This window comes from Pseudoalteromonas phenolica, from assembly GCF_005886345.1.
Taxonomy (GTDB): Bacteria; Pseudomonadota; Gammaproteobacteria; order Enterobacterales; family Alteromonadaceae; genus Pseudoalteromonas; species Pseudoalteromonas phenolica_A.
In genome coordinates this window covers 64,061-77,723 of sequence record NZ_PNEC01000008.1, presented here as the reverse complement: position 1 = coordinate 77,723, position 13,663 = coordinate 64,061, and the positions used below count along the sequence as shown (strand labels likewise).

The window sequence follows — 13,663 nt, the reverse complement described above, 5'->3', positions numbered from 1 at the left end:
ATGCAATCAGCTTGTCAGCACTCTGAATTTGCTCTGCAAGTTTCAAACTTAAATTTGGTGCTAGATAATCATCAAATATTACAAAATATCTCTTTCGATGTAACTGAAGGGCAGTTTATTGGTTTATTGGGTCCTAATGGGGCTGGTAAGTCATCGCTGCTTCGTTGCCTTTACCGTTTTTTTATCCCTTCTAGTGGACAAATAACCCTTTTTAACAAAACGATTTCAAGCTTCTCGCATAACGAATATGCCCAGCAAGTTGCAGTGGTTTTGCAAGAAATGCCTGAGCATTTTAATCTATCGCTTTATGATGTGGTTGCAATGGGTGTAACACCTCATAAAAGTTTATTTTCATCGTTAAATAAAGCCGATCATGAACTAATTGCAAAGTCTATTGAACAGGTTGGTCTGGTACACAAAATCAACGAGGCATTTGCTCACCTTTCTGGTGGTGAAAAACAAAGGGCATTGATCGCGAAAGCCATGGCACAAAAGCCTAGGCTATTGATTATGGATGAGCCAACCAGTCACTTGGATGTGAAATACCAAATACAAATTATGGAGCTTGCCAAAGCAATGGGGATCACAGTGATCGCTTCTTTCCATGATTTAAATCTTGCGGCAGCTATGAGTGATAGCTTGCTGGTACTACAACAGGGTGAGTTATATAAAAGTGGAGCGCCAAGCGGTGTGCTAGATGCGCAATTACTCAGTGATGTATTTGATGTCTGTGCTGAGGTCTCGCAAGTACCTTGCCCGTATAGAGACAAAACCCATATTCCTCATATCCGCTACCACTTTGGATATCAACTATGAAGCCGCTTATTTCGCTGTTAATTTTGCTGATAAGCTGCTTTTTTAGTGCTTTAGTTGCCGTTAAGCATGGCGCGATTGATATTAGTGTGAGTGCTGTTTGGCAAACATTATTTGCTTATGATGCCAATGCCTTTGAGCAAAAAATTGTTATGGAACTACGTATTCCCAGAGTGATTTTGGCATTTGTTGCTGGTAGTGGCTTGGCATTGGCGGGCATTATTTTGCAAACAGTGACCCGTAACCCTTTGGCAGATCCTTACCTCTTTGGTATTTCATCAGGCGCATCATTTGGCGTCGTGTTACTCATCACATTTACAGGTATCACAGCTGGTTGGGCGATGTCAGGGGCGGCGTTTTTAGGTAGTGCGCTGGCAATGACCCTATTGTTGCTGATTGCCTATGGACAAAGGGCGAGACAGGTAGAAGCGATGTTACTCGCCGGTGTTGCCTTATCTTTCTTATTTAGCGCATTTACCAGCTTGCTGTTGTATTGGAGTGATCCACAAGCTGTGAGTGCCATTATGTTTTGGAACTTAGGCAGCTTTAGTCGCGCTGATTGGCAATGGTTGTGGTTGCCCTGTTCAATTGTATCACTATGTATGGCTTGTATGCTGTTGTTTAGGCGTGGTTTAAACGCACTATTACTGGGTGATGAAAGCGCTGCAACATTAGGTATTCAGGTGGCTAAATTACGTTTAGTCATGTTGCTATTGAGCTCATTGCTGACCGCGGTATTGGTTGCTATGTGTGGTGGCATTGGCTTTGTCGGGTTAATGATTCCGCATTTGGTACGTTTTTTCATTTCACAGGCAACTTCCATTGGTCTGCTGTGTACCGCTTTAAGTGGTGGCTTAATGATGATATGGGTAGATCTATTTGCCCGTACTATTCTTGATAATCAAGAGCTTCCCATTGGTGTTATCACTGCTGCAATAGGCAGTGTGTTCTTTTTAACTTTACTGACTCTCAAACAAAAAAGGCCTTAGCGTATGTTCTCAGTTAAAGCACTTGATACGCGTTCTCGCGAACTTATCGAAAAGAAAATAAACCTGAAAACCAAGCCTTTGGGTGCGTTAGGTGAGCTAGAAACATTGGCTAAACAGCTGGTGACTATTTTCTCACAGGGTATAGAACCTGAGCAGCTTTCAGCATTTAGACCACAAATCAGCAAACCCACTCTAACAGTGTTTGCAGGTGATCACGGTATTGCTGCAAAAGGTGTATCTATAGCACCTAGTGAAGTAACAGGCCAAATGGTAGCGAATTTCGCGTCAGGAGGCGCTGCAATTAATGTTTTCAGCAAACAATTAGGGTGGCAACTCGAGATAGTCGATTGCGGTATTCTAGGTGAACCCGACCAGACCTTAGGTGTTACGTCACAACGTTTGGGGTCAGTCACGCGTTCATTTGATGAGTGTGAAGCGCTAACGCAAGCTCAAGAAGCGCAAGGTTTTGAGTTTGCTAAGAAGCTTGTTCATAAACAATATCAGCAAGGCTGTAATACTTTTGCATTTGGTGAGATGGGCATTGGCAATACCAGTGCAGCATCGGCTATTTTTAGTGCGCTGAGTGGACTCTCTGCTGAATACACGGTTGGGCTTGGCACGGGTGTATCAAACGAAGTGGTAGATAAAAAAGTTGAGCTGATTAATAGCGCGCTTGACTTACACCGAGATAAACTGAATGACCCGCATGCAATCTTACGTTGTTTGGGTGGGTTTGAGATCTGTCAAATGGTCGGCGCCATGTTAGCCGTTGCTGAGTTACAGCAGGTTATTGTTGTCGATGGTTTTATCGCAACGGCAGCGGCATTACTGGCTATTCGTATTGAGCCAAACAGTCAAAGCTATATGGTGTTTGCCCATTGCTCTTCTGAGCAAGCACACTTGCAAATGTTAAATTCAATTAATGCTAAGCCTCTTTTAGATCTTGGTCTTAGATTGGGTGAAGGGACTGGGGCTGCATTGAGCTTACCCTTGCTACAAAGTGCTCTGGCGTTTTACAACGACATGAATAGCTTTGATGACGCGAATGTCACGAAAGTTGTTTGATATGAATAAACAACACTTTTTATTGGCGGTGAGCTTTTTAACTCGCGTGCCAGTGCATTTTAAACAAGAGATTGAAGACAATGCACTCAGTGAAGCCAGTGGTTATTTTGCCTTAGTTGGTTTGTTGTTGGGTTTTGCCTTGGCTGTTATCTTTGGTGTTGCGTCTTTGATTTTACCGCCAAGCGTTTGTGTGATCCTCACCCTCGCTCTGGGTATTTTAATTACTGGCGCATTTCATGAAGACGGTTTTGCCGATGTCTGGGACGGTTTTGGTGGCGGTTGGACTGTCTCGCAAAAGCTGTCGATTATGAAAGACAGTCGCTTAGGCACGTATGGTGCCAGCGCACTTATTTTATTACTGTTATTAAAGTTTCAGCTGCTGAGCCTGCTTAGTGATAGCTCTACACAAGTATTGTGTGCACTGGTATTAGGTCATACTTTAAGTCGTGCAGTGGCGACGAGCATCATTGGTAAGCTTGCTTATGTGCAAGAAGATGCGCAATCAAAAGTAAAGCCAGTCGCCATGTCACTTTCTTCTCATGCAAAAGATTTCCTCGCATTAACCTCACTGTGCGTGCTATTTGTGCTGTGGCTCTTTACACCGTTGTCTTTAATGAGTGTGATTATTTTAGTTGCTGTTTTATTTTTAACTCGCCAGCTGTGTATAAGCTGGTTTAAGCAACAGCTAGGTGGGTATACAGGAGATTGCTTAGGCGCCGCACAACAATGTTGTGAAATCATGATTTATTTAACTTTAGTGGCGCTCTGGGTGTAGTGGATGCGAGAGATTAGCTATGACTCAAAATAACATTCATCTCATTTTAGGTGGCGCGCGCTCTGGCAAAAGCAATTTCGCTGAACAAACGGCGTTGGATTTATACGCTTCAGGCAAAGTCAGCAAACTTGTATACATCGCCACGGCAGAAGTTAAAGATGCTGAGATGGCTGAGCGCGTATCACATCATCGAGCAACGCGAGATAAGCGCTGGCAAGTGATTGAAGAGCCATGGCACTTAGCCGATGCATTGCAAAAATTTGGTAGCGACACCTGTGTATTAATCGATTGTTTAACCTTATGGTTAACGCATGGGTTATGTGAAAAATCAGAGTCTGAATTACAAATGCAAAAGCAGCGTTTGCTCGAGGCATTACAACATACACAAGCATCAGTTTTGCTTGTCAGCAATGAAGTAGGTCATGGCATCGTGCCCCTCGGCGAGTTAAGCCGCGTGTTTGTAGACCAGTCTGGCTGGTTAAATCAAGATATCGCCAAAGTTGCGCAGCGTGTTGATTTTATCATGGCTGGTTGCCCGTTAAGGATTAAGTAAGTGACTAAGATGAAAACATTAATGGTACAGGGCACCACCTCTGATGCGGGTAAAAGTACCTTGGTTGCGGGTTTATGCCGCGTGCTTGCTAGGGAAGGGATTAATGTTGCGCCGTTTAAACCTCAGAATATGGCACTCAATAGTGCGGTAACACCTTGTGGCGGCGAAATAGGCCGAGCTCAAGCACTACAAGCTATTGCTGCGAAACAGCCTTTAAGTACTGATTTTAACCCTATTTTACTCAAGCCCAATAGCGACACGGGTGCGCAAGTCATTATTCATGGCCGTGCCATTAGCAATATGGAAGCGGCGAAATACCATGACTATAAAAAAGTCGCAATGCAAGCAGTGCTTGAATCGCATCAAAGATTAGTGTCTGATTTTGATGCCATCATAGTAGAAGGCGCAGGAAGTCCTGCGGAAATCAATCTGCGAGAGAACGATATCGCCAATATGGGGTTTGCTTGTGAAGTGGATTGCCCAGTGATCATTATTGCTGACATTGATAAAGGTGGCGTGTTCGCACACCTTGTTGGCACCTTAATGTTACTCAGTGAATATGAGCAGTCCTTGGTGCAAGGCTTTGTGATCAACCGTTTTCGAGGCGATATTGCTTTGTTGCAATCGGGTCTTGATTGGCTCGAAGAAAAAACGGGTAAACCTGTGTTAGGTGTGCTGCCTTATATGCATGGCTTAAACATCGACGCTGAAGATGCCGTCGCAATGGATAATGTAGTGACTGACAAAAAACTCACGATAAGTGTGTTGTTACTGCCGCACATTAGTAATCACACTGACTTTGATAGCTTGCGGTTAAATCCTCAAATCGATTTGCGCTATGTAAAACATACCGAGCAAATCGGGCAAATTGATCTGATTATTATCCCAGGTAGTAAAAACGTCATTAACGACTTAGCTTTTTTACAGGCGCAAACATGGCAAACCGAAATACAGCGTCACTTACGTTATGGCGGTAAGGTGCTAGGCGTGTGTGGTGGTTTACAAATGTTGGGTCAACGCATTTGTGACCCTGATGCCATAGAAAGCTCACAGACAGAAATTACAGGATTAGGGTTAGCTGAGTTTGAAACAAAGCTTACGCAAACCAAAACCCTGACTCAGGTGCAGGGTAAGTGTGTTATCAATCAGCAAAGCGTGGATATTAAAGGCTATGAGATTCACTGTGGGCAAAGTAGCGGTCCCGCCCTTGAAAAGCCATTTATGTATTTTACCGATCATCCACAAGGTTTCCTGAAAGATGGTTTTGTATCTGATGATAACCAGGTTGTTGGAACTTACTTACATGGTTTGTTTGATGAGCCCAAGGCGGCGGAAGCCATTTTACACTGGGCGAGTAATGGCAGGCTAACAGAAACAAATTTTAGTCTAGATGAGCATCGTGAAAAACAGTTAGAGTGGCTGGCAGATGAATGTGAAGCGCATTTAGATATAAACAAAATTAAAGCATTAATCAATTTATAGGGTGTGAATTATGAGCGAACAAGATAGGCATCAACAGAGGCAACAAAAAGTCAAAGAGAAAGTTGATGAAAAGGTTGCCGCTGCTAATATCGAAAAGGGCATTTTTCAGGTTATTACTGGTAATGGCAAGGGTAAATCGACGTCTGGTTTTGGGGTTGTGACGCGTTGTGTCGGTCATGGTCAAAATGCTGCTGTGGCGCAGTTTATTAAAGGTATGTGGGACTGCGGAGAGCGTAACTTACTTGAAAAAGTAGGTGTACCTTTTGCAGTAATGAAAACCGGTTTTACCTGGGAAACGCAAAATCGTGAAACAGACACTGCTGCAGCGGTTGAAACTTGGCAGCAAGCCAAAAAGTGGTTAGTAGACGATAGCATAGATTTAGTGTTACTTGACGAGCTGACCTATATGGTGAGCTACGATTATTTAGACTTAGATGAAGTTATCAGCGTTATCGAGAATCGTCCGAAAATGCAGTCTGTGATCGTGACAGGTCGTGGTGCGCACCGTCGTTTAACTGAGCTTGCTGACACGGTGAGTGAAGTGAGAAATGTGAAGCATGCTTTTGAATCCGGTGTTAAAGCACTAAAAGGATTTGACTACTGATGTGGCTAAAAAGGACTTTATTGATCATCTTTTTGCTGCTTACAAGTCAATATGTAGCAGCAAATCAATCACAAAATTCGTCACAACCGGATACTCAACATAAAGCGCAACGTATTGTGGCTTTAGCGCCGCACGTTGTTGAAAACTTATTTGCCATAGGCGCAGGCGATAAAATTGTCGGCACCGTTGAGTATGCAGATTACCCAGAGCAAGCACTTGAGATCCCAAGAATTGGCGGCTATCACGGTATTCAACTTGAGAAATTACTGGCCTTAAAACCTGATTTGGTGATCGCGTGGCAAACAGGTAATAAAAAAGCCGATCTTGAAAAGCTCGAGAAGCTAGGTATTAAAGTGGTTTATAGCGAAACCAATGACCTAACTAAAGTATCAGAGCAACTGATAAAGTTTGGTGAGCTAACTGGTCATCAAGCACAAGCCAAACAAGTGGCTAAAGAGTTTGATGCGCGTTTAGCCAAATTACAAAGTCAATATCAAGACGCAAGGTCGTTGGATGTATTTTATCAACTTTGGCCTGAGCCCATGATGAGTGTGAATAAAAACACCATGATCCACCAGGTATTGTCTATTTGCAAAGTGAATAATGTGTTTGCTCACAGTCGAGCTGACTACCCGCAAATTAGTATCGAAAATGTGCTTAAGTTTAAGCCTCAAGTAATCGTATTACCTGAAGAGAAAACAAAGAAAGACGTGCAGCATACTAATTGGCAAAACTGGCCTCAGATCCCAGCAGTCGAACATCAGCAGTTTATTAGAGTCAATGCCGATCTATTACACCGATTTAGTGTGCGAGCACTCGATGGGGTTGCTGACTTATGTGGTAAACTGTCGCAATCTCGCCGTTACTATCAAGAGCAATCATAATGAAGACTTGGTCAGACTTTACCGCTGAACAAAGCCAGCAAACCTACCTTAAAGACACGCTAGAGTATGTCGCTAAAAAACGCAGTGAAGGCGTGACAGTGTTCCCTCCCGAGCGAAAGGTATTTTCAGCATTTGATGCCACGCCATTTGAACAAGTTAAGGTGGTCATTTTAGGCCAAGATCCTTATCACGGACCAGATCAAGCTCATGGTTTATGTTTTTCAGTATTGCCGGGAATTAAACCGCCTCCGTCATTGGCAAATATGTATAAAGAGCTGGTGCAGGACATAGAAGGGTTTAGTATTCCTGATCATGGTTGTTTAATGCCATGGGCAGAGCAAGGTGTGTTATTACTTAATACTGTATTGACGGTTGAACAAGGACAAGCACATTCGCATAAACATCTAGGTTGGGAAAAGTTCACTGATAAGGTGATTGACGAAATTAACCAATATAGAGAAGGCGTGGTGTTTTTATTATGGGGCGCCCATGCACAGAAGAAGGGTAAAAACATAGATAAAACGCGTCATCATGTTTTACATGCGCCACATCCATCGCCATTGTCAGCTCACAGAGGCTTCTTTGGTTGTCAGCACTTTTCAAAGACAAACGCGTTATTAACCAGTATGGGGAAATCCCCGATTAACTGGCAAGTTTAAACACACTTCCAAAAACGAAAAATGGCTCCCGAAGGAGCCATTTTTTTAGATTAAATCTAGTTCTTCTAGATCTAAGTTGTCTGCAAAATAGTCAAGTTCTTGTAGCTCTTTGCGAAGACGTTGTTTTTCTTTATAGGCTTCAATTTCGCGCCATTTTCGTTTTTGTTTTTTTAAAGAGGTGCGTTTTGTTGTTTCAGGACTTTCTAATACTGCAATGATATCGTCTAGGCTATCCATGATGTTCTCCCATTGATTATTGACCTCAAATGACGGTTTTACGTCAGCTCTGTATATTTGATATACGTTTCGAGCAACTTCGGTATATCATAACTCGCTTAAAAATAAAACAACTATGTGTTGCTTTTGTTACAGTAAGGTAACAGTTTGATGAAGATGAAACGCGGGGGAATCTGGCTTTTGAGCATAAAAAAACGCCGCATAATGCGGCGTTTATATTGAATATGTTTATTAATTATAGTGCTTTAAAACGCGCTTCTAGCGTTTCTTGTGCCTCAGCAAAAGCACGAATACCTTCAGCAAGCTTTTCAGTGGCCATCGCATCTTGGTTATGCTGCCAGCGGAATTGCGCTTCGGTTAATGGCGTAGGCTTAGCTTGTACTTCATAGTCGTTCTCAAGTAAGTACTCTTGTGCGTCAGTCAGCTCACCAAGCTCTTCAAGCAGTGCAGGGCTAATGGTTAGCTTGTCACAACCCGTTAAAGCAATGATTTCACCGGTATTCCTAAAGCTTGCACCCATTACCACAGTGTTATAACCATACTGCTTGTAGAAAGAGTAGATGCTTCGAACAGATTGCACACCTGGGTCTTGCAGTGGATCAGCTGGCTTTTCTAGCCCGTTAGCAACGTGCCAGTCAAGAATACGACCCACAAATGGTGAGATTAGGAAAACATTGGCATCTGCACATGCACGGGCTTGTGCACTGCTAAATAATAGCGTTAGGTTACACTTAATACCCTCTTTCTCTAACTGTTCAGCTGCTTTGATACCTTCCCAAGTTGATGCAATCTTGATTAAGATTTTGTCTTGGCTGATACCTTGCTCTTTGTACAGTGCAAGTAAGGTTTTTGCTTTAGCAATCGTCGCTTCTGTATCAAAAGATAAGCGCGCATCTACTTCTGTTGAGATATAACCCGGGACAATATTGGCAATCTCTTTACCAATTAATACAGCAAAGTAATCACACGCTAATTCGACTTGTTTGTCTGCGTCAGACTCGTTCGCTTTTGCGTAATCCCAAGCTTGTGTTAAATAGGCTTGATAGGCTGGCATTTCAGCTGCTTTTAAAAGCAGTGAAGGATTAGTGGTTGCATCTTCTGGTTGATGCTTGCGAATGGCTTCAATGTCGCCAGTATCGGCAACGATTGATGAATGCTGTTTTAGCCTATCTAATGCTGATGTCATTATGTTTCCTCATTCCTCTTACAGCTTATGGGCAAACTCTACTTCTCCTATGTTGCAATAGCGTGAATGGCATGAATAGGTCAATTGTCCTTATTTGACACTCACAAGTTGAGAATTAAAAAATATTCAAAGGAAGAAGAAGAGCACATATCCCGCTTTACTTGCTACTTAACAATCTTCACTTGCAGTAACAAAGGGATAGTGTTGAAATTGACACTAATTAATTTTTAAGTCAATAGGTAAGCCATGATCACAGTGATCTCTCCCGCGAAAAACTTAGATTACGATACGCCAGCGCATATCGACACTTTCACGCAGCCTGAGTTACTTGAACACTCAGAAGAGTTGATGACAGTGTGTCGTGAATTATCACCGCAGCAAATTGGCAGCTTGATGAAAATTAGTGACAAGCTTTCAGGTTTAAATGCTGCACGCTTTAGTGAGTGGACACAGCCTTTTACACCTGACAATGCGAAACAGGCGGTACTGGCATTTAACGGTGATGTATACGCTGGGTTAGACGCTGCATCGTTAGATGAAGGTACGCTAAGTTATGCACAGTCTCACTTACGCATTCTTTCTGGTTTATATGGCGTATTAAAGCCACTTGACTTGATGCAGGCTTACCGCTTAGAAATGGGTACTAAGCTTGAAAATACCCGTGGTAAAAATCTCTATGAGTTTTGGGGCACAGTGCTCGCTGAGAAACTCAATGAAGCTTTAATAGCTGAAGGTACGACGCAATTAGTGAACCTTGCATCGAACGAGTATTTTAAAGCTGTAAATAAAAAAGCGCTTAAAGCTGATATCATTACCCCGGTGTTTAAAGACTGTAAAAATGGTCAATACAAGGTGATCAGCTTCTATGCGAAGAAAGCCCGTGGCATGATGGCGCGCTATATCATGGAAAACCAAGTGACATCACTTAAAGCGTTAAAAGCATTTGACGTCGCGGGTTACTATTTCAGTGCAGAAGCAACTCAAAAAGAAAATGAGCCTGTTTTCTTACGCGCTGAACAAAACTAAGTAAGCCACTCATAATGTGTTAATCAGTGCGGGCTAAATACCGTCTGCACTGATCTTCCTACCATCGAATCATCTTCTACACAATTTAGAGTAATAATGAATAAAAACGTCCTTTTCTTGGCTATCTGTCAGGGCTTGATCACCACGGGTAATATCTTATTAGTGACAATTGCTGCGCTTGTGGGTCAAGCATTAAGCCCATCGAGTGCACTTACAACGTTACCGGTAGCAACACAAATGTTGGGATTATTGTTGACTACAGTGCCAGCCTCGTTATTAATGGCTAAAATAGGCCGTAGAAAAGGTTTTAGTTTGGGTAATCTTATTGGGATCAGTGGTACGATCTTAGGGTTTTATTCATTACTGAATAGTCAGTTTTGGCTATTTTCATTAGCTACTTTTTTAATTGGAGTTGGCATTGGGTTCGCAACCCTATATCGTTTTGCAGCCATTGAAGTGAGTGACAATCCTGCTACTGCAATTTCAGCAGTGATGGCCAGCGGTGTCGTGGCGGCAGTATTAGGTCCAAATTTAGCGGTTTGGGTGAATAATCATTACCCTGAAATTAATTATGCCAATGCCTTTGTTGCCTTGATGGGCCTTTATATCTTGGCATTTTGTTTATTACAGCTTGTGAAGTTTAATGAGCTCAGCCAAGCAAGCGCAGATAAACCACAACGGCCTTTATCTGAGATTATGACGCAGCCTAAGTTTTTGCTTGCCGTATTGATTGCGATGATCAGCTACACCACAATGAACTTGTTGATGACCGCCACACCTTTGGCGATGCATCGCCATGGTTATGATCTTGCTGAGTCAGCACTTGTGATTGAATGGCATGTTTTAGGGATGTTTGTACCCTCATTTTTTACCGGTAAGCTAATTAATCGCTTTGGTCAGAGCAACATCATGCAAGCAGGTGTAGTCATTGTACTGCTGTGTTGTTTGGTGAATTTAATGGGGCTGAGCCATTGGCATTTCTTAGTGGCGTTGTGTTTGTTAGGTGTTGGTTGGAACTTTATGTTTATCGCTGCTACACAAATGGTCAGCGAGAGCTATTTGCCCCATGAGCGGGCTAAATCACAAGCCAGTAATGAATTCCTCGTTTTTAGTATGGTGACGGTTTCTTCATTGGGCGCAGGCTGGCTTGAGGCTGAAATAGGCTGGCAGTTATTAAATATGCTGACTATCCCTGTGATGCTTTTGGCCGCGGGTATTATCTGGCGATTAAAGCCTAGGTTAAAAGTAGCTTTAGAGACATAATTAGAGACATAAAATGAAAAAGGGTCTGAAAGACCCTTTTAACTTCAACTAAGCTTGATAGTTACTTTTTCTTTTTAACTTTGGCTTTTGCCTTTTTCTTAGCTTTTATTTTAGCCGGATCTTTTTTCTTTTTAGGCAGCTTAGCTGGTTTGTTTTTAGGTTCTAAGCCTTTAATAACACGAGATTTTAGTTGTTGTTCGGTGTAACGCTGAACCTTACCTAAAATTGCCATATCATGGGCTTCAACTAAAGAGATAGCCGTGCCTTTTTTACCTGCGCGACCTGTACGGCCGATACGGTGTACGTAAATGTCTGCTGTACGCGGCATATCGAAGTTAAATACATGGGTTATGTCTTGAACATCAATACCACGCGCGGCTACATCAGTCGCTACTAGAATACGTGTTCGGCCCGCTTGGAAGTTGGCCATGGCCGTCATACGCTTGTCTTGAGGCATCTCACCACGTAACCAAGTGGTTTTAATATCGTGAGAATAAAGCTCACCAACAAGCTTTTCTAGTCGCTCACGCGTTTTAACGAAGACAATCGCTTTTTGTACTTCCTCTTCGTTCTTAAGTAACTCAACAAGTAGCTTTAGTTTGTGATTATAGTCATCAGCTAGGTGCACCCATTGATGAATTTTTCCTTTCTCTTTGCGTGATGGCTCAGCTTCAAGTAAGGCTGGGTCATTAAGAATGCGATCGGCGAATAACTCCACACTGTCGCCTTCAAGGGTGGCAGAGAATAAGAAACATTGACGGCGATTTTTTGCTTCATCACAAATACGTAGCATTTCTTTTTTGAAACCCATGTCTAGCATGCGGTCGGCTTCATCAAGAATAAGTAGCTCAACGTTTTCTGCGTGGAAGTTTTCAGTTTCAAGATATTCCATCAAACGACCCGGCGTCGCGATTAAGATATCGTTGTTCTTTTCGAAAATTTCTTTGTGACTGCCGTAGTTAATACCACCGGTTACGACACCAATTTTAAGGTGGGTATTTGCCGCAAGTAACTGACATTGCTCATGTACTTGGTAAGCAAGCTCACGGGTAGGCGTCATAATTAATACACGTGCAAAGCCTGGATCGCGACGTGGGAAATCTAACAAGTATTGGATTGCAGGAATTAAAAACGCAGCTGTTTTACCCGTGCCTGTTGGTGCTGAGGCAAGAATATCTCGACCCATCAGACCTTCAGGAATAGAAAGTTGTTGAATGCTGGTGGCGGTTTTGAATCCCATTTTATCAATAGCTGAGAGGACTTTACCGTCTAGATCAAATTCAGAAAATTGCATAGTGCATCATAAATAAAGGACAATGTGCTCAATTATACGCGTGATAGTGAATTTGGAAAAGCGAGATTATGGCAGGCTTTGCGTTTAAGCAGTTTTGTATAGAGCAAGAGAACACCGCAATGAAGGTCTCAACCGATGGAATTTTGCTTGGTGCTTGGGTGAATTTGTCAGGAGTAAAAAGCTTGCTAGATGTCGGTGCAGGCACAGGGCTATTGTCTTTGATGTGCAAGCAACGTTCTGAATGTTTAGCTGTGACAGCCGTTGAGATTGAATCTGGTGCGTTTCAAGATGCGCATTTGAATATCCAAAACAGCCCATGGCAGGATGGTATTATTTTACATCAATCTGCTATTCAAGATTTTCAGAGCGATATTCAATTCGACTTGGTGATCAGTAACCCACCATATTTTAATGATAGCTTAAAAGGTCCATCGGCAGCCCGAAATTTAGCGCGCCATACGGATTCATTGAGTTTCAGTGCGTTACTAAATGAATTTAAACGTTTATCTCATCCATTAAGTTGTTTAGCAGTGGTGCTACCTTACAAAGAAGGATTAGAGTTTATTGCGCTAGCTCAACAACAAGATTTGCATCTTGTGCGTAAATGCGAGGTGAAAACGACAGAGCGCAAGGCTGCCAGCCGTTTATTACTCGAGTTTGAATATGCTTCTAACAGAGTTTTTGTTGAGCCTGAGAATACGGTGTTGTGTATTCATGAAAACGGTCAATACAGCGAAGACTTTACAACACTTTGTCGTGACTTTTACTTAAAAATGTAAAGATGTTCCTTAATTGGGGAGTTTGCGCATTTTTGATTTAGATGCGCTAGAATA

The 13,663-nt window shown here is 42.5% G+C and carries 15 protein-coding genes; 12 read left to right on the top strand and 3 right to left on the bottom strand.

Annotated features, from left to right (window positions below; genetic code table 11):
- From CWB72_RS04340 to ung, 9 genes are read left to right on the top strand one after another with little or no spacing between them, the layout of a single operon-like run.
- Positions 1 to 816 (top strand): ABC transporter ATP-binding protein, encoded by an 816-nt coding sequence (locus CWB72_RS04340; RefSeq protein WP_138629522.1) that lies wholly within the window; start codon positions 1 to 3, stop codon positions 814 to 816.
- Entirely contained in the window at positions 813 to 1,802 is a 990-nt protein-coding gene (locus CWB72_RS04335; RefSeq protein WP_138629520.1) for a FecCD family ABC transporter permease, read from the top strand. Before CWB72_RS04340 ends, CWB72_RS04335 begins: the two co-directional genes overlap by 4 nt.
- Before the next feature lie 3 nt (positions 1,803 to 1,805).
- On the top strand, positions 1,806 to 2,867 hold the full coding sequence (cobT, locus tag CWB72_RS04330; protein ID WP_138566932.1) for a nicotinate-nucleotide--dimethylbenzimidazole phosphoribosyltransferase: 1,062 nt from the start codon (positions 1,806 to 1,808) through the stop codon (positions 2,865 to 2,867).
- Position 2,868: 1 nt separating this feature from the next.
- A complete protein-coding gene (locus tag CWB72_RS04325; protein WP_138629518.1) occupies positions 2,869 to 3,642 on the top strand; it encodes an adenosylcobinamide-GDP ribazoletransferase in 774 nt (257 codons plus the stop codon).
- 19 nt (positions 3,643 to 3,661) lie between these two features.
- A complete protein-coding gene (cobU, locus tag CWB72_RS04320; protein WP_138629516.1) occupies positions 3,662 to 4,195 on the top strand; it encodes a bifunctional adenosylcobinamide kinase/adenosylcobinamide-phosphate guanylyltransferase in 534 nt (177 codons plus the stop codon).
- Positions 4,196 to 4,204: 9 nt separating this feature from the next.
- Positions 4,205 to 5,677, top strand: a complete 1,473-nt coding sequence (locus CWB72_RS04315) for a cobyric acid synthase (RefSeq protein WP_138629577.1) — start codon at positions 4,205 to 4,207, stop codon at positions 5,675 to 5,677.
- A 10-nt stretch (positions 5,678 to 5,687) separates the two neighbouring features.
- Positions 5,688 to 6,281: a cob(I)yrinic acid a,c-diamide adenosyltransferase gene (gene cobO, locus CWB72_RS04310; RefSeq protein WP_138629514.1), complete on the top strand. Its 594-nt coding sequence runs from the start codon at positions 5,688 to 5,690 to the stop codon at positions 6,279 to 6,281.
- A complete protein-coding gene (locus CWB72_RS04305; RefSeq protein WP_138629512.1) occupies positions 6,281 to 7,165 on the top strand; it encodes a cobalamin-binding protein in 885 nt (294 codons plus the stop codon). The genes cobO and CWB72_RS04305 overlap by 1 nt, the downstream gene beginning before the upstream one ends.
- Positions 7,165 to 7,824, top strand: a complete 660-nt coding sequence (ung, locus tag CWB72_RS04300; RefSeq protein ID WP_138629510.1) for a uracil-DNA glycosylase — start codon at positions 7,165 to 7,167, stop codon at positions 7,822 to 7,824. Before CWB72_RS04305 ends, ung begins: the two co-directional genes overlap by 1 nt.
- Positions 7,825 to 7,869: 45 nt before the next feature.
- Here the strand turns inward: ung and CWB72_RS04295 are convergent, their stop codons facing one another.
- Both CWB72_RS04295 and tal read right to left on the bottom strand, forming a co-directional pair.
- The gene (locus CWB72_RS04295) at positions 7,870 to 8,061 is read right to left on the bottom strand and encodes a DUF3545 family protein (protein WP_138629508.1); all 192 of its coding nucleotides are present in this window, start codon (positions 8,059 to 8,061) and stop codon (positions 7,870 to 7,872) included.
- A gap of 235 nt (positions 8,062 to 8,296) precedes the next feature.
- Positions 8,297 to 9,247, bottom strand: coding sequence for a transaldolase (gene tal / locus CWB72_RS04290; RefSeq protein WP_138629506.1), 951 nt, complete (start codon positions 9,245 to 9,247; stop codon positions 8,297 to 8,299).
- 246 nt (positions 9,248 to 9,493) lie between these two features.
- Between tal and yaaA the strand changes: the two genes are divergently transcribed.
- The gene (yaaA, locus tag CWB72_RS04285; RefSeq protein ID WP_138629504.1) at positions 9,494 to 10,273 is read left to right on the top strand and encodes a peroxide stress protein YaaA; all 780 of its coding nucleotides are present in this window, start codon (positions 9,494 to 9,496) and stop codon (positions 10,271 to 10,273) included.
- Positions 10,274 to 10,369: 96 nt separating this feature from the next.
- Entirely contained in the window at positions 10,370 to 11,536 is a 1,167-nt protein-coding gene (locus CWB72_RS04280) for an MFS transporter (protein ID WP_138629502.1), read from the top strand.
- A gap of 61 nt (positions 11,537 to 11,597) precedes the next feature.
- On the opposite strand, the gene srmB is transcribed toward CWB72_RS04280, so the two are convergent.
- Positions 11,598 to 12,830 (bottom strand): ATP-dependent RNA helicase SrmB, encoded by a 1,233-nt coding sequence (gene srmB, locus CWB72_RS04275; protein WP_058030869.1) that lies wholly within the window; start codon positions 12,828 to 12,830, stop codon positions 11,598 to 11,600.
- A 68-nt stretch (positions 12,831 to 12,898) separates the two neighbouring features.
- Between srmB and CWB72_RS04270 the strand changes: the two genes are divergently transcribed.
- Positions 12,899 to 13,609 carry a tRNA1(Val) (adenine(37)-N6)-methyltransferase gene (locus tag CWB72_RS04270; RefSeq protein ID WP_138629500.1) on the top strand — a complete coding sequence of 237 codons (711 nt, stop codon included), beginning with the start codon at positions 12,899 to 12,901 and terminating at the stop codon, positions 13,607 to 13,609.
- Positions 13,610 to 13,663 lie beyond the last annotated feature (54 nt).